Genomic DNA, 18,946 nt, shown 5'->3' with positions numbered 1-18,946 from the left:
TACACTTGAAAAATCTCTGAAGGTCACAGCCATGAAACGGTTTTCTTTCGTCCTGGCCGGTGTTTCGGCCATGATCCTCAGCTTTCCCAGCCTGGCGGCCGCAGATCGGGTGGGGCGGAACATGCGTGCCTATCCGGTCGATGCGGCCGTGTTCGAAGTGATCCCGCGGACGGCCTCCGGCGCTGGGGATTACTGGTGCGGTGCATCCGATTACGCCCAGCGGGTGCTGGGGGCCAGCTGGACCGATCCGCTGTTCGTGGTGCGCGGGCGTGGCCCCAGCGCGACCACCGGGCGCAAATCGGCGGTGCAATTCACCCTCGATCCGGTGGCGGCGGGCCTGAGTGGCGCGGCTGCCGCGCGGGCCAATGCACCGCTGAACGACCGGTTCCCGATCATTCTGACCAACAGGCTGTCGCCCGGCGATCACATGTCGGTGCAACAGGCGCGCAGCTATTGCGACCGTAATCCGGCCCGGCCCTGAGGCCGGTGCCTGAGTGTGAGGAGTAAGATCATGAGACAGATGCTGTTGGGTGTCGCCCTGCTGACGGCGCTGCCAGGGGCCGCTCTGGCCTGGCGGGCGCAGAACGGTCATCAGGTTCACGATCTGGGGCAAGGGGTGTTCGAGGTGGTCGGCCGCGCCGGGTCCGGGGCGCAAGACTACTGGTGCGGGGCGGGCGATTATGCCCGCAGCGTGTTGGGCGTGGCGGCGGCGCAGCGGATTTTTCTCTGGGCGCCGGTCGGGCCCTCTGCCAGCTCTGCCGGCAAGCGGGCGGTGCAATTCGCGCTGACCGCGCCGAAAGGGGCCGATACCACGCCTGGCCTCAGCCTCAGCGTGAAACGTGTGGGCGATAATCTCAGCGCGTCGATGGCCCAGCAATATTGCTATGGCGGCAAGTTCGACAGCTTCCCCTGGTCCATGCGCCCCTGAGGGGCGACCCCGGCCCGCCGCGGCAGGCCGAGGCCTTGTCGGGATCAGCCGGCCAGGGCGGCGGCGATGGTGGTGGCCAGCGGCGTGGTCGGATGGCCGATCAGCTGCGACAGGTCCTTGCTGGTGGTGGTCAGCGCGCCGCCTGCGGCCTTGGCGTCGCTGTCGGCGAGGATGGCGGCGAAGCCTTCAGGCAGGCCGGCCTGAACCAGAGCGGCGGTATAGGCCTCTTCCGGCATATCGGTATAGCTGACTGGCTTGCCGGCCAGTTTGCTCAGCGCGGCGGCGAAATCGGTAAGGGTGAAATCGCTGTCGCCGGCCAGTTCATAGGTTTTGCCGGCGTGATCGCCGCCCGCCAGAACGATGGCCGCGGCTTCGGCATAATCCTTGCGCGTCGCGGTGGCGAAGCGGCCCTCTCCGGCGCAGCCGAAATGTTGGCCGAGCTCCAGATCGGTGGGCAGGCTGGCCAGCAGGTTTTCGGTGTACCAGCCGTTGCGCAGCAGCGCGTGGGGAATGCCGCTCTCGGCCAGCATCGCCTCGGTGGCCTTGTGCTCTTCGGCCAGCGCCATCGGCGAGGTCGCGGCGTCGAGGATCGAGGTATAGGCGATGAAGCCGACGCCGGCGGCCTTGGCGGCGGCGATGACATTGCCGTGCTGGCGGGCGCGTTCGCCCACCGCGCTGGAAGAGATCAACAGCAGACGGTCGACACCGGCGAAGGCGGTGGTGAGCCCTTCGACATCGTCGTAATCGCCGATGCGGGCGGCGATGCCGTCCGCCTCATAGGCGGCCTTGACCTCGGGTTTGCGGACCAGCGCCACGATCTGCGACGCGGGCACCAGGGTTTTCAGATGGGCGACGGCCAGCTGGCCCAGCTGACCGGAGGCGCCGGTCACCATGAGAAGAGGGGTGGACATGAGAGACTCCTTTTAGTCTTCAATCGTTGACAGGTCTCAGATAGAGACCTATTTGACCTCTGAAAAGGAGGCAGGTTTTTCTGCCCAGGTTACACGAAGGGAACCACCATGCGCGATGCCGTTGCCCTCGACCGGTTGGAAGTCTGGAAACAGAAGGGGCAGGATCTGTCCAAATGCCCGGTGCGCCACGTGCTGGATCACGTTGCGGCGAAATGGACCACGCTGATCCTGATGGAGCTGTCGAAGGGACCGGCGCGGTTCAACGCCATCGGCCGGGCGCTGCCGGATATCTCCAAACGCATGCTGACCCAGTCGCTGCGCGATCTGGAGCGGGACGGGCTGATCGCGCGGGAGGTCTTTCCCACCAAGCCGCCCAGTGTCGAATACCGTCTGACCGAGATGGGCCTGTCGCTGCTGGGGCCGCTTGGGGCGCTGATCGACTGGGCGGAGCTGCATGCCTCTCCGATCGCCGAAGCCCGCCGCGCCTATGCCGCCGGCTGAGCGGCTCGGCACCGGCGCCTTGCCTTCGTGCGCCGGCCGGGCCTAACTGCGCGCATGCAGACGAGTTTCACCATTTCGACCCGGGGCCAAGGGCTCTATGAATTCACCGCCGATGTGGCCGGCTGGCTGCGCGGGGTGGAGGCGAGCGATGGGGTGCTGACGCTTTTCGTGCGTCACACCTCCTGTTCGCTGTTGATCCAGGAAAATGCCGACCCGGAGGTGCAGAGCGATCTGCGGGCCTTCTTTCACCGGCTGGTGCCGCCCACCACCGACCCGACGATGCGCTATCTGACCCATACCTATGAGGGACCGGACGATATGCCAGCCCATATCAAGGCGGCGATGATGCCGGTCAGCTTGTCTGTTCCTGTGATGGATGGGCGTATGCGGCTCGGAACCTGGCAGGGAATTTACCTTTTCGAACATCGGACCGCGCCGCACCGGCGCGAGGTCGCCGCTCACCTGGGCTGAGCGCGGCTAGAAGTCGTCTTCTGACGGCGGGTGGAAAAAGAACCGGTCCAACGCCAGGTCGGCCGCGCGGATGCCCTCGAACAGGATATTGGTGACGCCGCCATCGCCGGTGACCAGCGCCCCTTCGGTGGTGTCCTTGATGTCGAGATGGAACAGCCCCTCCCAATCGGTCAGGACCGCTTCGCGCAGATCGTAATCGACGATGCGGGCGGTGAGACCGGAGCGGGTGAAATCGGTGCGGGTGAAGTCGAACCGGTCGATCCCGGAACCGCCCTGCAGGATATCGCCGTCGAAATCCGAATAGAGCAGATCGCGATTGGCACCGCCGAACAGCCGGTCGCTGCCGGCGCCGCCATCGAGCTGGTCCCGGCCGGCGCCGCCCCGGATGATATCCTCGCCGCCCAGCCCCAGCAGCGTGTTGCCCTCGGCCGAGCCGGTCAGCACATCGCTTCGTTCGGTGCCGGCAACATGTTCGATCTCGCGAATGCGGAACTTCTGCGGCCCGTCCGGAGAGGCGAGGTTCCAGCCCTTGCCAACCCCGAGATTGATTTCCAGCCCGCGCAGCAGCGCCCCGGTGGACAGCGTCACCATGGAGAAATCGACCGTGTCGCCGCCCCGGCCATCGGTGCCCCCATCGATACTCACCCCATAGAGGCTGCCCTGAGTGCGGGTGATATCCAGGCTCCAGTGGCCGGGGGCGCCGAACAGGATGGTATCGGCGCCGTCGCCGCCGTGAATGATATCGTTGCCCGAAAGGGAGCGGATGATGTCGCGCCCGGCGCCGCCCACCAGCTTGTCATCGCCGGAAAAGGAAAACAGCAGGTCCGCGCCGCCGCCGCCATAGAGCCTGTCCAGATCGGCATCTGTGCTGGCCGGCGGGCCAGTTCTCGGGTCGAAATGATCGAAGAGAACATCCCGATAGCCGCCGCCGCGCAGCACATCCGCGCCCACGCCGCCGACAAGCGTGCTGCCCCGGTCGGGGTGCCCGGGATTTTCCAGCGGGTTGGCGACCAGCCTGTCGTCGCCGCTGCCGCCGATCAGTTCGAAGGTGGCGCCGCCGGCGCGCAGCACATCGTCGTGGGCGCTGCCGATCACGGTTTCGATGGACTTCAGCTTGACCGCGGCGATGCCGTCGACAAAGACCGTGTCGCCGCGCAGATCGGCGGCGTCGGGGGTCAGGTGAAACCAGAAGCTGTCGGCGCCGGCGCCGCCGTTGGCCAGATGCACCTTGCCGTCGATCGGCCTGGTGGTGCTGCCGTAGAATATGTCCGAGCCGGCGCCGCCATAGGCCCGGTCCCAGGCCAGCCCGTCGCCGACATCGCCCAGGGTGATCCGGTCGTCACCGGCCTCAGCGAACAGCAGGTTGCGGCCTCTCTCTCCGTCCAGAAAATCGTCGCCGCCCCCGGCGCGGATTTCGTCCCTGGTCTGGAAGCTGCCCTTATGGGGACCGCTCGGGACGGTGCCATCGCCGGTGAAGATATCACCGGCACCGTCGCCGATCTGCAGCCAGGTCCGGTTGAAGTCCTGAAAGACGCGGGTGAAGGCCATGGCTCAAATCTCGCTGCGGCGGAATGGATGAAATATGCGGCTATCCTAGGGGAAACCGTTGCGCTTGTGCACCCTTTGCGGATTTCCGCGCCATTGCGGGGCGGGAACATGTGCCCGGGCAGGTCCAGCGCGATCACTCTGAAGTCTTCCGCCGGAATGTTGGTCCAGCCGGCCCATGTCTGCAGCGCGGCGTTGGAACCGTGCACCAACAGCAGCGCCGGGCCGCTGCCCTCGTCGCGGTAGTGCAGGCGCAGCCCGTCGATTTCGGCAAAACGGGGGGCATCGCTGTATTTCTGTTCGAGCTCTGCGGCCGGCCGTTCTGGCGTATAGGCGGCCAGCCCTGCCAGCAGCATGGTTGCCAGCGCCAGCAGCGCGACGAGTTTCGGTTTTGGTGTCATGGTCCTCTGCTCCTTTGAGGGATGTTCGGGGCTGGGGAGCGCGACAGCCGTTGCGGCGGCCATCAGAGAGAAAACGGACCAGGCCTGCGATCTGCGACAGGAGGGTGGGAAAAAACCGCATCGCGCCGGTTTCCCCGGATCCGAGGTCCGCATATTGCGGCTGCATTTCCCCTCTACCCAAACCCTAGCGGGCAGCCTATAGTTGTGGATAACTATGCCGGGACCTCCACAACCAGAAACTGGGGCGGTCGGGGCGGTCAGAAGAGGGGAACGGCACATGCGCTGCCCGTTTTGCGGAAATATCGACACGCAGGTGAAGGATTCCCGGCCGGCGGAAGATCATGCCGCCATCCGCCGGCGCCGGTTCTGTCCGGCCTGCGGTGGCCGTTTCACCACCTATGAGCGGGTGCAACTGCGCGATCTGGTGGTGATCAAGACCTCCGGCAAGCGCGAGGATTTCGACCGCGACAAGCTGGAACGTTCGATCCGCATCTCGATGCAGAAACGCCCCGTGGAGCCCGAGCGCATCGATCAGATGATCTCCGGCATCGTGCGGCGGCTGGAGAGCATGGGTGAAACCGATATCCCCTCGAAACGGATCGGTGAGATCGTGATGGAGGCGCTGGCCCGGATCGATACCGTCGCCTATGTGCGCTTTGCCAGCGTGTACAAGAACTTCCAGGCCGCGGACGATTTCGAAAGCTTCGTCTCGGAACTGCGTCCCAACCCGGCCCCGGAAGAGTGAGCGATCAGGATCAACGTTACATGGCGCTGGCTCTGTCGCTGGGCCGGCGCACTCAGGGCGCCTGCTGGCCGAACCCTGCGGTGGGCTGCGTCATCGTCAGGGACGGGCGGATCGTCGGCCGCGGCTGGACCGCGCCGGGTGGCCGGCCGCATGCCGAACCGCAGGCGCTGGCGCAGGCGGGACCAAAGGCGCGCGGCGCGACCGCCTATGTCACGCTGGAGCCCTGCTCTCATCATGGTCAGACCCCGCCCTGCGCCGATGCGCTGATCGGCGCCGGCGTGGCGCGGGTGGTCGCGGCGCTGGAGGACAGCGATCCGCGCGTCTCGGGCCAGGGGTTCGACCGGCTGCGCCGCCACGGGATCGAGGTGGTGACCGGCGTTCTCGCCGATGAGGCTGCTCGCGATCACGCCGGTTTCTTTCTCAGGACCGAACAGGGTCGGCCGCTGGTGACGCTGAAGATGGCCTCCAGTTTCGACGGACGTATCGCCACCGCCACCGGTCACAGCCAGTGGATCACCGGGCCCGGCGCCCGGCGGGCGGTGCATGCGATGCGGGCGCGCCACGATGCGGTGATGGTCGGCGCCGGGACCGCGCGGGCCGACGATCCGGCGCTGACGGTGCGCGACATGGGGGCCAGTCGCCAGCCGGTGCGGGTGGTGGTCTCGCGCCATCTCGACCTGCCGCTTCTGGGCCAGCTGGCCCGCAGCGCCGCCGAGGTGCCGCTCTGGCTCTGCCACGGGCCCGGGGTGGACAGCGAACGGGTGCGCGCCTGGGAAGGGCTGGGCGCCCGGCTGATCCCCTGTGCGCTGCGCGGTCCGCAGGTCGATCCGGCCGATATGCTGCGCCAGCTGGGGGCTGCGGGGCTGACGCGGGTGTTCTGCGAAGGCGGCGGCGCGCTGGCCGCCTCGCTCTTGGGCGACGATCTGGTCGATGAGCTGGTCGGCTTCACCGCCGGGCTGACCATCGGGGCTGAAGGCCTGCCGGCGATCGGCGCGCTGGGGCTTGGCCGGTTGGATGAGGCGCCGCGGTTCGATCTGGTCGAAACCCGCGCCATCGACGGCGACGTGATGACCCGCTGGTGCCGGGCGTTGATCCCCGGCTGAGCTTTTCGGTCCTGCCCAGGGCGGGCGCTTTTGAGCAAGCCTTACCCGGCGTTTTGCCCGTTCCTGCCGAACGGCCACCGCGCGCGGCTTATCCCTGCGCCTCTCGGGGCTCCGCCTGTTCGCGGCTGGGAACTGTCCATCGGCCTGTTTGTTCCTGCGCCACTCAGCCCCGTCCTTTTTCTGGCTCTAGATATCCCGGGGAAGTCTCTCCGCAGGAGACGGGGGCAGCGCCCCCTTGAACCACCGCCGTCTGGTGTCACCGCCACAGATGTGCGCGGCTGGCGAAGATCCCCTGCAACTTGGCAAGGCTGCGGTTGGCTAGGCGGGGGCGGGGCAGATCGCCGGTCGCCAGCCGCTCGGCCACCACTTCGGCCGGGCAGGGCAGGCCGGTCCTGGGATCGAAATACCGAGGGTAGTCGATCAGCACCGCATGGGCCAGCCCGTGCAGACCGGGGCGTGCCTGACGCCGCGCCGGCACCGGACCCAGATCCCGGGTCAACCCCCAGCCGGCGTAGAAGGGCGCGCCCAACGTGGTCACCGGCAGCCCGCGCAGCAGCGCTTCGAACCCCAGCAGGGAGGTCAGGGTCCAGACCTCCTGCACCTCGGAGAGAAGCGCCATCGGATCGGCGTTCCGCGCCACCAGGTCGGCGAAGGCCTCCGGCTGCTCCACCGCGCCCCGGCGCAGCCCGGCCTCGACATCGGGGTGGGGCTTGTAGATCAGCACCGCGTCGGGATTGGCGGCGCGCGCCGCCCGCAGCAGATCGAGATTGCCGCGCTGTCCCGCCACCGTCCCGGTGAGGATCGAGGCATCGTCTTCCACCTGGCCGGGCACCAGGATGCGGTGCCCCTCGGGCAGGGCGGGGCATGTGCCGCCGAGGTTGTACTTGCTGAGCGCGGCGGCGGTGATCCGGGCGATCAGCCGCTCCGCCCGCAGGTCCTGATCGGCGCGCAGATCGGCGCGGGCCTCGATCAGCCGTTCCAGCCGGCTGGGCCGGCCGGGGTCGTAGTAGATGCCGAGATCGTCTGTCACCAGCGACAGCGGCGGCACCAGATCGGCACCGAGGCCGCGCGATCGCAGAAACCCGTCCTCGACCCGGACCAGACCGGACGCGGGACTGGCCTTCGACGCCCAGGCCATCTGCCGCCGTCCGCCCGCCGTGGCCAAGGCCTGCGCCTTGTCTGGATCGTCGGTGAAGATGATCGGCTTTTCGGTGCCGAAGACCGCCTGCAGCGGGCGCCGCTTCCACAGCCGCATGCCGGAGGCGACCCAGCCATGACGGTCTTCGCGCCAGGCCCGCACCTGCGCCTCCAGCGTGTCCAGCGCGGTTTCCAGCGGGCACAGCGCATCGCGATAGGGATCGTACCAGATCGGATAGATCATCATCGCCGCCGCAAACAGCTGTGCCCGGGTCAGCCGGCGCTGGCGCCGCGGCAGCGGGTATTCATCCTCGCTCAGCCCCCAGCCGGCATAGAAGGGCTGGCCGAAGACGCGTGGGCGGTGGCCGGCCAGGATCGCCTCGAACCCCATTTGAGAGGAGACGGTATAGACCCCCACCGCGCCCTCCATCAGCGCCCAGGGATCGACCGGATCGCTGAGCAGGCTGACCCGGTCGTTTGCGTCCTCGGGGCCGAAATGGCCGGGGCGATAGCCGGCGCGGGTTTCCGGGTGGGTCTTGATCACCACTTTCATGCCGGGGTGTTCGACCTGAGCGAAGACCAGCATTTCGCGGAACCGGGCCAGATCGGCGCCGCTGGCGGTGACAGAGGCATCGCCGCGGGTCTGGTCGATCACCAGCACATAGGGCGCCTCGGGCAGCGGGGCATCGGGATCGAAACCGCTGTATTTGGTCAGTCCGATCTCACGCATCCGGGCGATGGCGTCGCGGGCGCGGGCCATCATCGCGCTGTCGTCCAGCGGGTGGCGGGCGAGGATCGTCTCAAGGTCGGAGGGCCGGGCCGGGTCGAAATGCGGCCCCGACCAGTCGAGGTTCAGCCCGATCGGCGGCTCTCCCGCCCGGCCGGGGTGGAGCGAGCGCAGGAAGGCATCCTCTACCCGCAGCACCGGAACCTGCCGGCGCGCGGCGACCGACAGGCCGCGATGGGCGGTGGGGCTGTTGCCCCAGACGGCGACGGCGTCGTCGTGCCCGGGCAGGCCCAGATGCAGGCTGTGGCCGGCGAGGCGTAGCATGCGCCTGAGCCGGCGCTGGGTCAGGAAACCGCCGTTGAAAACGAAAAGCCGGGGGCGCTGGCCCCCGGCTGTCTCTGTCCCGGATCGGGCGCTCATGCGGTTAGCCGCCGGCGAGCGACTGGACGCTGGCCACCGGGGTGATCGACCCGGCAATGAGCGAGATGGTCTTGGTCCACTGGGCGTAGGGCGCCTCGGTGACATAGAGGGTATCGTCGTCGCGCACCACGAAATCGCGGGCGACGAACATTCCGTTGGGCTCGGTCAGGTTCAGCACGTAGACCATGCGCTGCGCCCCCTGCAGATCGTCACGGCCCAGCACCTGATTGGCGATTTCCGCCGGTTCGTTGCGGAAGATGAAGACGCCGGTGGGGTCGGAGGAGGTGGAGATCAGACCGCCGACCTGGGCGATGGCCTCCAGCGCCGACAGCTGCTGGGTCTCGAAGGGGACGCGGGCCTGCTGGCTGGTGGCGCCGAGCGCGGTGAAGGCGCGGGTATCTTCCTCGACCAGAATACGGTCGCCGCTGCGCAGCGCGATGTCGAGGCTGGGGTTGTCATAGAGGTCCTGATACCAGATCTTGCCGCGCTGATCGCCGCGGTTGACGGTGACCTGGGCGACGCCGGGGCGAATGGTCAGGCCGCCGGCGCGCGACAGCATGGCGCTGAGCGTCCGGGTCGGGCGTTCGATCGGATAGACGCCCGGAGCACCGACCGAGCCGGCCAGCGAGACGGTCGAGCCGTCGCCGGCGACGCGGCGCACCTGCACCTGCGGATCGGGGGTCTGGTCCTGCAGCCGCTGGGTGATGGTCTCGCGCAGTTCGTCCGGAGTGCGGCCCGAGGCGCGCAGCCGGCCGGCATAGGGGACGAAGATATAGCCGGCGCTGTCGACCTGCACCTCGTCCAGCACGGTGGCGTTGGTACCCTGATTGGCCAGCAGCCCGTCATCGACGTTTTCCCAGATGGTCAGGCCGAGGACGTCGCCCGGGCGGATCGCGTCGGAGGTCAGCAGCCCGGCGCTGACGAAGGAGCGGGAAAAGCCCAGGGCGGGTGTCACCGCGGTGGCCCGGGTCACGCGATCGTTGACCGAAACGACAAAGGCATCGCCCTCGCGCTGAACCGATCCTGCGAAGATTTCTCGTTTGTTGGGGCCGACTCGCGGCAATGCACAAGCCGCCAGCAATGCAAGCACAGCCAGCATAGCGACGGGCTTAGCCCATCGGGGGGTCATGGGTTTCACTGCTCGGTCTCCTCGACCTGTTATTGTTCTGCCTCAGGTTTTTTTGCCAAGCTACCGGAAAGGGGAATAAAAATCCAGTCTTGCGTCACCCGTCCGTCAGGTCACCGCGCGCAGGTGTTGCCGCGGTGCCGCTGTGCCCGATTTCAGGGCGTCATAGGGGTCCTCGGGAGAGAGCATCATATCGACCACGTGGCGCAGCAGCTGGCGGCGCCCACGGCGGGAATAAAAGCCGCCGGGCACCTGGCTGGTTTCCAGCAGATAGCGGCGATAATCCTTGTAGGCCCGGCTGTCCGGACGGCCGGCGGCGGCGAAGAATTCGCTCAGCGGCTGGGTCGAGACGAACTCCGGCTTGTCATAGACGGCCCGGCCGAAGACCTTGATCGGAATGCCGCGCCACAGCACCTGCTGGCCGGCGGTGGAGTTCACCGTGACCGCGCTGCGGGCATCGTTCAGAAGCTGCGCCAGCTTGCCGCCGCGCACGTAATGTACCCGGGTCTCGATCCCGTATTGCCGGGCCAGCCGGCGGGTTTCGGCGCGCACCGGCACCCGGCCGTCCTCCAGCGGATGCGCCTTGATCACCAGGTGATGGTGCCGTGGCGCGCCCTCGGCGAAGCCGGCGATCACCCGCTCCAGAAACTCGGTCATCGAGGAGAACGGCGAATGCATCTGGAAGGAGCTGTCGTGTTCGAGCTGCAGCAGCGCCAGGTGATAGGGAAAGCCGCCGTTGCGGATGCGCCAGGTGGCGATGCGCCGGTCGATCGCCTGGAACGGCATCAGCACCAGCCGTTTCAGATAGAGCTGGAATTCCTTGGTGACCGGCAGCGCCCGATGTGGCCGGAAGTTGCGGTAGCCGCGGTTCCAGAACATCACGAACCAATGGTAGAGCGCGCCATAGAACACATGCTGGCGCATGTCGCCCCAGCTGGCCGGCGGCAGCGGCGCCTCCATGTCCGACAGCGCCAGCGCCGACTGCATGTCGGCGATGCTCATCTCCATCAGCCGGGAATTGCCGTTCGATCCGCCGCGTTCGTAGGTGATCCAGTAGGGCCGCATGTAGCCTTCTTCGAAGACATGCACCGTCAGCCCGCGCGCCCGGGCGGCGGCGACGGCGGCGGCATGGATCGGCCGGGTGTCGCCATAGAGCACGATATCGGTGATCCGCCGTTCGGCCAGCAGGCTGTCCAGCCGCTGCGGCCAGTCTTCCGGCCGGCCCCGATAGGGGATGTAGCTGTCGCGATGGCGCCAGAACATCCGGTCGCCGGCGTTGAAACCGACCCGCCAGACGGTGGCGCCGGCGGCTTGCAGCAGCGTCGCGAGACCGCTGAAGAACGGGCCGTGCGGTCCCTGCAGGAACAGAAATGCCCGTTCGGCCTGATCTGTCTTCAATGCCTGCCTCATCGTCCCGTCTGCTGTCCTGTCCGGCCAAAGCCTAATGCGCTAGATTTGAACGATGATTAGCGGTTTATTTTGTCGAAACTATGGCCCTGCGCCGGCGAAGGTGCAACCGGGGGCTTGCCGGGGGCAGGGCGGATCGTTACCTCGGGGGCGTCGCAGAAGGCAGGAGTAGCGCCATGTTCACAGGGATCATCACCGACGTCGGCACCGTGACCGAGCTGGAACGGCGCGGCGATCTCCGGGCGCGGATCGCGACGCATTACGATACCGCCGGCATCGATATCGGCGCCTCGATCGCCAGCGACGGCGTCTGCCTGACGGTGATCGACCTCGGCCCGGACTGGTACGATGTCGAGATCTCGGCCGAGACCCTGTCAAAGACCAATATCGGTGGCACCGACAATGATCCCAGCGGCGGCTGGCAGACCGGCAAGAAGGTCAACCTGGAACGCGCCCTGAAGGTGGGGGACGAACTGGGCGGGCATATCGTCTCGGGCCATGTCGACGGTGTCGCCGAGGTCATCGCCATGGCGGAGGAGGGCGACAGCACCCGCATCACCTTCCGCGCGCCGGCGGCATTAGCGCGCTTCATCGCGCCGAAGGGATCGGTGGCGCTGAACGGCACTTCGCTGACGGTGAACGAGGTGGCCGGCGAAACCTTCGGTATCAATGTCATTCCCCATACCCAGCAGGTCACCACCTGGGGCCAGGTCCGGGTCGGCGATCGCATCAACCTCGAAGTCGATACGCTGGCCCGCTATGTCGCCCGGCTGAACGAGGCCGGCTGACCTCTGGCGCCGGTGGTCCCGCATCCCGGTCTGCCCAGTCCTTGGGCAGAGACGCGGCGATCGGGGGCGGAGGCGGGCGCCGGTGTTCCGGGGGATATGTCCTTCGCCCCGGTGTCGGCATAGCTCTGGTCCGAGGACCGAACAGGAGACGCCGCATGAGCCTCATCAGACTTCCCAGCGCCGCGGGCGCCGCCGGAACGCCCGCCGCCTCAGCCGGGATCGGCCATAACGGCGGCCCGTCGATGGAGCCGGGGCAGGTGTTGCGGACTCACCAGTGGCGCCGGGCGCAGCGGGCGCTGATGCCCAATGCGATCCCCAAGCTGGTGCTGCAGATGCGCATCAGCCGGGCGGCGGAACTGGGAATGGACTACAAGACCTATGCGCGGGTGCGGCAGTATTCCGGCGACGATATCACCGGGCTTCTGTTTTCCTCCAACGCGCTGCGCATCTTCGCCGGCGATGCCCGTATTCCTGTGCCCGAAGCGGAGCATCTGGAGCAGGTGCGGCGCGCCCGCAAGCTGGCGCTGGTCCACCGGCCGCAGACGCCGGAGCGGGTGCTGACTGCCAACCCGGTGCTGGATGCCGCCGATGCCGCCCCCCGCTTCACCGACAGCTGGACGCAGATCCGGGACCGGGTGCAGGGGCTGATCCGCACCGAACGGCTGTCCGGCGCCCGGGTGCTGGTGATCGGAGATGCGCCGCTGGAATCGGAATGGATGGCCGCCGGCCGCGCCGCGGCCTATCTGACGGCGGGCGAATACTTCCGCGCCACCGGCTGACCGGCCCGGCGCGGAGCAGGGTAGGAAAATTTGTTTGATTTTGCATGCTTTCGCCTCGTGCAGGGCTGCTGTGCAGGCCTGCGGGGGCCCGTAGGTCTGGCAATCGTGGGCGCCGTGGTCTATCTGCCCTTCTAAGCGATGGAAGAAAGGCCGCTGTCCCATGACTTTTGAAACCCCCGGCCCCGTGGAAGCCGGGCTGCGCGATGCGATCAGCCCGATTGAGGATATCATCGAAGACGCCCGTCTGGGCCGCATGTTCATTCTGGTCGATCACGAGGATCGCGAGAACGAGGGCGACCTGGTCATCGCCGCCGAATTCGCCGATGCCGATGCGATCAATTTCATGGCCACCCATGGCCGCGGTCTGATCTGCCTGCCGATGACGGCGGAGCGGGTGGAACGCCTGGGCCTGCCGATGATGGCGATCAACAACTCCTCGCGGCACGAGACCGCCTTTACCGTCTCGATCGAGGCGCGCGAGGGGGTGAGCACCGGGATTTCCGCCGGGGACCGGGCCCATACCATCGCCACCGCGATCAACGAACAGAACACGATGGCGAGCCTGGCCACCCCCGGCCATGTGTTTCCGCTGCGGGCCAAGCGGGGCGGCGTTCTGGTGCGCGCCGGTCATACCGAGGCCGCGGTCGATATCGCCCGCCTGGCCGGGCTGAAGCCCGCTGGCGTGATCTGCGAGATCATGAAGGACGACGGCAGCATGGCCCGGTTGCCCGATCTGGTGGAATTCGCCCGCCGACACGATCTGAAGATCGGCACGATCTCGGACCTGATCACTTACCGGTCGCGCAACGACAACCTCGTGCGCGAGACCGCGCGGCGCACCGTGATGTCGGAATTCGGCGGCGAATGGGACATGCGCATCTTCACCGACCAGACCCATGGCACCGAACATGTGGCGATGATCAAGGGCGACATCACCACGCCTGAACCGGTGCTGACCCGGACCCATGCGCTGCATGAGGCCACTGATATCCTCGGCCTGGGGCCGAAATCGGCGCGCCAGCTGCCCCGGTCGATGGAGATCATCGCCGCCGAGGGACGGGGTGTTGTCACCCTGTTCCGGCAGCCGCGCAACGTGCTCTTCGCCGATGAGGACGAGGGGCCGCGCACCATCAAGCAGACCGGGCTGGGGGCGCAGATCCTGGCCAAGCTGGGTCTGAGAGATCTGATCCTGCTGACCGATTCGACGAAGACCAAATACCTGGGCCTCGATGCCTTCGGTCTGCAGATCGTCGGCACCCGCCCGATCCTGAAGGAGGACTGAGCCATGGCCGGACATGAGAGCCATTACATCCTGCCGCGCCCGGTCTTCGACACGCCGGTGAAGCTGCTGATCGTGGTCGCGCCCTATTACAAGGATATCGCCGACAACCTGATCGCCGGCGCCAAGGCGGAGATCGAGGCCGCGGGCGGCAGCTGGGACATCGCCGAAGTTCCCGGCGCCCTGGAGGTGCCGACCGCCATCGCCATGGCGGACCGCTATTCCAACTACGATGGATTCGTCGCCCTCGGCTGCGTGATCCGTGGGGAAACCACCCATTACGACACTGTCTGCAACGACTCGAGCAGGGCGATCCAGCTGATGGGTCTGCAGGGGCTGTGCATCGGCAACGGCATCCTGACGGTGGAAAACCGTCCCCAGGCCGAGGTGCGGGCCGATCCCGCCGATCAGAACAAAGGCGGCGGCGCTGCGGCTGCGGCCTTGCATCTGATCGCGCTCAGCCGTAAGTGGGGCAGCCAGAAAAAGAACATAGGCTTCCGGCCCGCCTCAGAAGAGATCCTTCTGGCGGGCGACAACGACGGATCCCCCACCGCATGACCAGCACCGACGCCCCCCTGTCCGGGAACCAGAAACGCAAGATGAAATCGGCGGCCCGGCTTTATGCCGTGCAGGCGCTGTTCCAGATGGAACAGTCCGGCCAGACGACCGATCAGGTGGTGCGCGAATTCCTCGATTTCCGCTTCGGTGCGGAATACGAGGATGGCGAGATGGTCGAGGGCGATGCCGCGCTGTTCCGCAAGCTGGTCAGCGATGCCGTCAACTATCAGGCGCGGATCGACCAGATGACCGACCGGGCGCTGGTGGCGAAATGGCCGATCGCCCGCATCGATCCGACGCTGCGCGGTCTGTTCCGCGCTGCTGGGGCCGAGCTGACGCAGTCGACGACGCCGCCGAAGGTGGTGATCAGCGAGTTCGTCGATATCGCCCGCGCCTTCTTTCCCGATGGCAAGGAGCCGAAATTCGTCAATGCTGTGCTAGATCACATGGCGCGCGAAGCCCGGCCCGAGGCGTTCTGATCCACTGCGCTCTGCCCCGACTCGGGCAGGTTTCGCCGCCCCGCGATACCGGGCCCGCCACTGGCCCGTCCCCCGCCCGAGAGGGCGGGTTTTTCGTATCTCCGGCCCGGGAGAGGGCGGCAAACCTTGGATTTCGCCCGATCCGTCACCATATCAGCTGTAATCCGCCCCTGCGACGAGATGCGCGTGAATTCGGCATAGACGAGGCGCAATCGCGTGATACCATCGGCGGGATTGGAGATTGATCATGCCCGAACTCATCAAGCTTTATATCCGCAACGTTCTGATCGGTTTCGCCATTGCGGCGGTCTTCGTCGGCCTGCTGTTGTGGTTCAACGTGATGAACCTTTGGCATCTGGTCAGCAGCTCGGACGCCGGTATTCTGGCGGCAGTGGTTCTGTGGTTCGCCCATGGCATCGTCTTCGCCGGTGTGCAATTCGCCTGGGCGGTGATGGCCATGGCCGAGCGTGAGGACAGCGGCCCCCGCGGTGGCACCCCGGTCGCGGCGCGGGAGTTCCTGACCGTGCCGGTGCCGGTGGAAGAGCCCAACGCCCGCAACCGTCAGCTGCAGCGCCGACGCTGAGATGGCCGGACTGAGGCCGGGTGGGGCGGTATGCCCCGCTCATCGGTGAGAAAGATTTGCGCCCCGGGCTTCGGCCGCCGGGGCGTTTTTGTGTCCGCTGTGTAGGGTGGAGGCGAAACGGGGAGGGGCGAGACGCTGGGAAAAGGGGAGAGAGGCCGAGTGTCGGGCATGTCCGGCGTCCGCAGCGGCGGACAAGTGGCGGGACCACCGCAAACGTGCGATTTTGATTCCCGAGGACCTGTATATACAGGTGGGCGCCAGGTAATCAGGCCAGGACCTGAACAGAGCCAGCCCCCTCGGAATTGCTTAAGGCCACCGGAATGCTATCGGCACAGGAAGGGCAGAGCCCGCCACCGGCATGAGGTAGGGCGCAGCGGCGGCCGGCGCAAGGGGGCAGTTGCGTTTTCGCAGACTGTTGCCGAGTAGACCGGCGGCAGGGCGCCCAGGCGAAGGTCGGGGGGCTGCGCCCATCGCCTGCGGCGAGTCCCGGGGGATATTTTCGGTCAGAAAAAGACCGGCCGTCACGGGCGGGTCGGGGTTTGACTTTTGTTCCGCTTTCGTTCACATCTGGGGCATGCCTGATGACCTTCAGCCCGGACAATTGCTGGCCCGCGGGGTGGCGCGCCACCTCAGGCGGCTGGGATTCGTCTCGGTCGAGGAATTCGTGCCGACGCGTGGGCTGCGGGTCGATGTGATGGGGCTGGGGCCGAAGGGTGAGCTCTGGGTGATCGAATGCAAGTCGAGCCGGGCGGATTTCCAGTCGGACGCGAAATGGCAGGGTTATCTGGATTGGTGCGACCGCTACTTCTGGGCGGTCGACATGGCGTTCCCGACCGAGCTTTTGCCGGAGGAGACCGGGCTGATCATCGCCGATGCCTATGATGCGGAGGTGATCCGTATGGCGCCGGAGGCGCGGCTGGCGGCGGCGCGGCGCAAGGTGCTGATCCAGAAATTCGCCACCCACGCGGCGCGCCGGCTTCAGGCGCTGCGCGATCCGGGGGTGATGGGGATCGTCAGCGCGTGACGCTGCGGGCGGCCTGGGCGGCGGCGCGGATTTCCTCGGCGATTTCCTCGGCTTCCTCGGGATCGAAATCCATCGGAATCTCGACCCCCTGGGCGTCGATGAACAGGCGCACCATGCCGGTGTCGGTGGGGCCGATCTGAAGATTGGCTTCGATGTCGCGTTCGGTGTTGATGCCCATTGCGGACCTCCTGTCTCAAGGCGCTTCTGCTAGCGGTTTGAGGGTTGAGAATCAAGCGGCATCCGCGCTCATATGGCCTATGACAGATGTGATCCTGCGCCCGTTTCGCCCCGAAGATGCCCCCTGGTTGGTGGAGCGGCACCAGACGCTCTATGCCCGCGATGAGGGTTTCGACGAGAGCTTCGGGCCGCTGGTGGCGGAGATCCTGCAGGGCTTCATCGCCGATCACGATCCCGGGCGGGAAGCTGGCTGGATCGCCGAGGCCGAGGGGCAGCGGCTGGGCAGCATCTTCTGCGTCGATGCCGGGGATCGCGTCGCCAAGCTGCGGCTGTTCCTGCTGGTGCCGGAGGCGCGGGGGCTGGGGCTGGGCAAGCGGCTGCTGTCCACCTGCATGGACTATGCCCGCGCCACCGGCTATCGCGAGATGGTGCTCTGGACCCATGAAAGTCATCGCGCGGCCTGCGCGCTCTATGCCGCCGCGGGCTGGGTGCTGGAGGAGAGCAAGCCGGTTCATTCCTTCGGTGTCGATCTGGTCGAACAAAGCTGGAGAATAGTTCTGTAAACCGCTTGCAATCCTCCAACCGGTTGGCTAAATCGGCCTCCACAGTGCCGCCTTAGCTCAGTTGGTTAGAGCGCTGGATTGTGGATCCAGAGGTCCCCCGTTCAAGCCGGGGAGGCGGTACCAAAAATCACTCAATCAAGATGACGATGCCAACTCGCCGGGATGGTGCGTTTTGGGCGGAGAGCGTCTGGGGTAACACCTTTTACCTCAGCGTGCAGGCTAAAAGCGTTATATGTCACATGTGGCCGAATGGCATGTGGCGGATCTTGTCGGCCCGCCCTGATTCTGTCGGAGAAACCGGGGCTTGAAAAGGCAGGGCTCTCGGTGTCGACAAGGCGGGACACATCTCAGGCACCCGGGCTGTTGCTGCTTTCCTCTTCGTCGCAGTCTTCCTTTCCGCCTGTCGCATTCTTTATGGGGCGACACGGGGTTCTGTGCGATGACGCGCGCCTCCGCAGGAAAATGAGTTCGCCATGCATCTTTACGTTGCCGAAACAGATCATCTCGGGCGAGTGACCCATGTCTGGGCGCAAAAAGCCCCCCATGAGAGAGCCTCTCCGGTCAACATGAGATGCGACGGACTTGACCACGCCAGCCCGCTTCAACATGCGGAAGTGTCGGGGGCAACGAAGGAAGAAATCGAGCAGTGGCTTTTGAAGGCCCGAGGCTGACGGAGACGACGCCTTGCGGGACAAGGTCGGGTGGTATGGGACATCGGCGTCCTCCCGGCCCCCCCCCCCGCAGCCGGCGCATGGCCGTCGAGGACATGTTCGAATTGCCGAAACGGCAAGGTTAGTTCCCGATGCGATCGTGACGGACCGGCTTGGGTCCCGGGGCACCGCCCTGCGGGAGCCGGGAGCGGCAGAAAACTTCCTCCAAGTCGGCCGGATCGGCGCATCGCGTCCGCTCCTTTCACGCGGCCATTGCCAAGGGGTCTGAGCAGAAGGGCGTGCGATCATGGCGGCTAGAGGATGCTCTCGGACGGTGCCTCTGGCTCCGGCAAGATCCGATGGCAGCGCCGTGCAAAATGTCCCGACGGCGGACACACCCATGACAACGCCGGGCGGGGAGCTGCCGAGAGCCCGCGCCGCCGTTCCGGGCCTTGACGTGATATCTCTTTCGGGCGAATGATGCGGCAACTTTTTTCATCGCCCGTCCGCAGATGGTTTTCATGTCTGTGGCATCAGGGTTTCGGGGTCGGCCGGTTTTGGCCCGCTCCGCGCGGTCGGTAGGGCGGCCGGACTTTCAAGACGGGCCGTTGGGCCCATAACTTCAATGAATGACAAGCGATCCC

Annotated in this window: 21 protein-coding genes and 1 tRNA gene; 16 read left to right on the top strand and 6 right to left on the bottom strand. The window is 66.5% G+C overall.

Annotated features, from left to right (window positions below; translation table 11 throughout):
• Window positions 1–31: 31 nt before the first annotated feature.
• Together QO033_RS17430 and QO033_RS17425 are read left to right on the top strand one after the other, a co-directional pair.
• Window positions 32–481, top strand: coding sequence for a hypothetical protein (locus tag QO033_RS17430; protein ID WP_284482241.1), 450 nt, complete (start codon window positions 32–34; stop codon window positions 479–481).
• 30 nt (window positions 482–511) lie between these two features.
• The gene (locus tag QO033_RS17425) at window positions 512–928 is read left to right on the top strand and encodes a hypothetical protein (RefSeq protein WP_284482240.1); all 417 of its coding nucleotides are present in this window, start codon (window positions 512–514) and stop codon (window positions 926–928) included.
• A gap of 44 nt (window positions 929–972) precedes the next feature.
• Here the strand turns inward: QO033_RS17425 and QO033_RS17420 are convergent, their stop codons facing one another.
• The gene (locus tag QO033_RS17420; protein WP_284482239.1) at window positions 973–1,839 is read right to left on the bottom strand and encodes an SDR family oxidoreductase; all 867 of its coding nucleotides are present in this window, start codon (window positions 1,837–1,839) and stop codon (window positions 973–975) included.
• 108 nt (window positions 1,840–1,947) lie between these two features.
• Here QO033_RS17420 and QO033_RS17415 point away from each other — a divergent pair, with 108 nt between their 5' ends.
• Both QO033_RS17415 and QO033_RS17410 read left to right on the top strand, forming a co-directional pair.
• Window positions 1,948–2,340: a winged helix-turn-helix transcriptional regulator gene (locus tag QO033_RS17415; protein WP_284482238.1), complete on the top strand. Its 393-nt coding sequence runs from the start codon at window positions 1,948–1,950 to the stop codon at window positions 2,338–2,340.
• Window positions 2,341–2,394: 54 nt separating this feature from the next.
• Entirely contained in the window at window positions 2,395–2,811 is a 417-nt protein-coding gene (locus QO033_RS17410; RefSeq protein WP_284482237.1) for a secondary thiamine-phosphate synthase enzyme YjbQ, read from the top strand.
• Window positions 2,812–2,817: 6 nt separating this feature from the next.
• Here QO033_RS17410 and QO033_RS17405 read toward each other — a convergent pair whose 3' ends face one another.
• Window positions 2,818–4,359, bottom strand: coding sequence for a calcium-binding protein (locus tag QO033_RS17405; protein ID WP_284482236.1), 1,542 nt, complete (start codon window positions 4,357–4,359; stop codon window positions 2,818–2,820).
• A 675-nt stretch (window positions 4,360–5,034) separates the two neighbouring features.
• On the opposite strand from QO033_RS17405, the gene nrdR reads away from it, so the two are divergent.
• Together nrdR and ribD are read left to right on the top strand one after the other, a co-directional pair.
• The gene (gene nrdR / locus QO033_RS17400) at window positions 5,035–5,502 is read left to right on the top strand and encodes a transcriptional regulator NrdR (RefSeq protein ID WP_284482235.1); all 468 of its coding nucleotides are present in this window, start codon (window positions 5,035–5,037) and stop codon (window positions 5,500–5,502) included.
• A complete protein-coding gene (gene ribD / locus QO033_RS17395; protein ID WP_284482234.1) occupies window positions 5,499–6,605 on the top strand; it encodes a bifunctional diaminohydroxyphosphoribosylaminopyrimidine deaminase/5-amino-6-(5-phosphoribosylamino)uracil reductase RibD in 1,107 nt (368 codons plus the stop codon). Before nrdR ends, ribD begins: the two co-directional genes overlap by 4 nt.
• Before the next feature lie 256 nt (window positions 6,606–6,861).
• Here the strand turns inward: ribD and QO033_RS17390 are convergent, their stop codons facing one another.
• From QO033_RS17390 to QO033_RS17380, 3 genes are all read right to left on the bottom strand, one after another.
• Entirely contained in the window at window positions 6,862–8,889 is a 2,028-nt protein-coding gene (locus QO033_RS17390; protein ID WP_284482233.1) for a capsular polysaccharide biosynthesis protein, read from the bottom strand.
• Between the two features lie 4 nt (window positions 8,890–8,893).
• Complete coding sequence (locus QO033_RS17385) at window positions 8,894–10,018, bottom strand: polysaccharide biosynthesis/export family protein (RefSeq protein ID WP_407682129.1); 1,125 nt, start codon at window positions 10,016–10,018, stop codon at window positions 8,894–8,896.
• A gap of 105 nt (window positions 10,019–10,123) precedes the next feature.
• Window positions 10,124–11,425 carry a capsule biosynthesis protein gene (locus QO033_RS17380; RefSeq protein ID WP_284482231.1) on the bottom strand — a complete coding sequence of 434 codons (1,302 nt, stop codon included), beginning with the start codon at window positions 11,423–11,425 and terminating at the stop codon, window positions 10,124–10,126.
• 173 nt (window positions 11,426–11,598) lie between these two features.
• Here QO033_RS17380 and QO033_RS17375 point away from each other — a divergent pair, with 173 nt between their 5' ends.
• The 7 genes from QO033_RS17375 (at window position 11,599) to QO033_RS17345 (ending at window position 16,912) form a co-directional block, all read left to right on the top strand.
• Entirely contained in the window at window positions 11,599–12,210 is a 612-nt protein-coding gene (locus QO033_RS17375; RefSeq protein WP_284482230.1) for a riboflavin synthase, read from the top strand.
• 155 nt (window positions 12,211–12,365) lie between these two features.
• Window positions 12,366–12,989 carry a hypothetical protein gene (locus tag QO033_RS17370; RefSeq protein ID WP_284482229.1) on the top strand — a complete coding sequence of 208 codons (624 nt, stop codon included), beginning with the start codon at window positions 12,366–12,368 and terminating at the stop codon, window positions 12,987–12,989.
• A 160-nt stretch (window positions 12,990–13,149) separates the two neighbouring features.
• Window positions 13,150–14,271 carry a 3,4-dihydroxy-2-butanone-4-phosphate synthase gene (gene ribB / locus QO033_RS17365; RefSeq protein WP_284482228.1) on the top strand — a complete coding sequence of 374 codons (1,122 nt, stop codon included), beginning with the start codon at window positions 13,150–13,152 and terminating at the stop codon, window positions 14,269–14,271.
• Between the two features lie 3 nt (window positions 14,272–14,274).
• Window positions 14,275–14,826, top strand: coding sequence for a 6,7-dimethyl-8-ribityllumazine synthase (locus QO033_RS17360; protein ID WP_284482227.1), 552 nt, complete (start codon window positions 14,275–14,277; stop codon window positions 14,824–14,826).
• Window positions 14,823–15,305, top strand: coding sequence for a transcription antitermination factor NusB (nusB, locus tag QO033_RS17355; RefSeq protein ID WP_284482226.1), 483 nt, complete (start codon window positions 14,823–14,825; stop codon window positions 15,303–15,305). Before QO033_RS17360 ends, nusB begins: the two co-directional genes overlap by 4 nt.
• Before the next feature lie 247 nt (window positions 15,306–15,552).
• Window positions 15,553–15,888 (top strand): hypothetical protein, encoded by a 336-nt coding sequence (locus QO033_RS17350; RefSeq protein ID WP_284482225.1) that lies wholly within the window; start codon window positions 15,553–15,555, stop codon window positions 15,886–15,888.
• Window positions 15,889–16,462: 574 nt separating this feature from the next.
• Window positions 16,463–16,912: an MmcB family DNA repair protein gene (locus QO033_RS17345; protein ID WP_284482224.1), complete on the top strand. Its 450-nt coding sequence runs from the start codon at window positions 16,463–16,465 to the stop codon at window positions 16,910–16,912.
• On the opposite strand, the gene QO033_RS17340 is transcribed toward QO033_RS17345, so the two are convergent.
• Complete coding sequence (locus tag QO033_RS17340) at window positions 16,902–17,090, bottom strand: DUF6324 family protein (protein WP_284482223.1); 189 nt, start codon at window positions 17,088–17,090, stop codon at window positions 16,902–16,904. The two genes, QO033_RS17345 and QO033_RS17340, sit on opposite strands and share 11 nt — an antisense overlap.
• A gap of 79 nt (window positions 17,091–17,169) precedes the next feature.
• Between QO033_RS17340 and QO033_RS17335 the strand changes: the two genes are divergently transcribed.
• The 3 genes from QO033_RS17335 (at window position 17,170) to QO033_RS17325 (ending at window position 18,323) form a co-directional block, all read left to right on the top strand.
• Window positions 17,170–17,652 carry a GNAT family N-acetyltransferase gene (locus QO033_RS17335; RefSeq protein ID WP_284482222.1) on the top strand — a complete coding sequence of 161 codons (483 nt, stop codon included), beginning with the start codon at window positions 17,170–17,172 and terminating at the stop codon, window positions 17,650–17,652.
• 46 nt (window positions 17,653–17,698) lie between these two features.
• Window positions 17,699–17,775, top strand: a tRNA-His gene (locus QO033_RS17330).
• A gap of 350 nt (window positions 17,776–18,125) precedes the next feature.
• The gene (locus tag QO033_RS17325; RefSeq protein WP_284482221.1) at window positions 18,126–18,323 is read left to right on the top strand and encodes a hypothetical protein; all 198 of its coding nucleotides are present in this window, start codon (window positions 18,126–18,128) and stop codon (window positions 18,321–18,323) included.
• The last annotated feature ends 623 nt before the right edge of the window (window positions 18,324–18,946 follow it).

The sequence above is a fragment of the Pseudodonghicola flavimaris genome, assembly GCF_030164425.1.
Taxonomy (GTDB): Bacteria; Pseudomonadota; Alphaproteobacteria; order Rhodobacterales; family Rhodobacteraceae; genus Pseudodonghicola; species Pseudodonghicola flavimaris.
The sequence above is the reverse complement of the archived record's forward strand: the minus strand, read 5'-3'. Positions and strand labels throughout refer to the sequence as shown.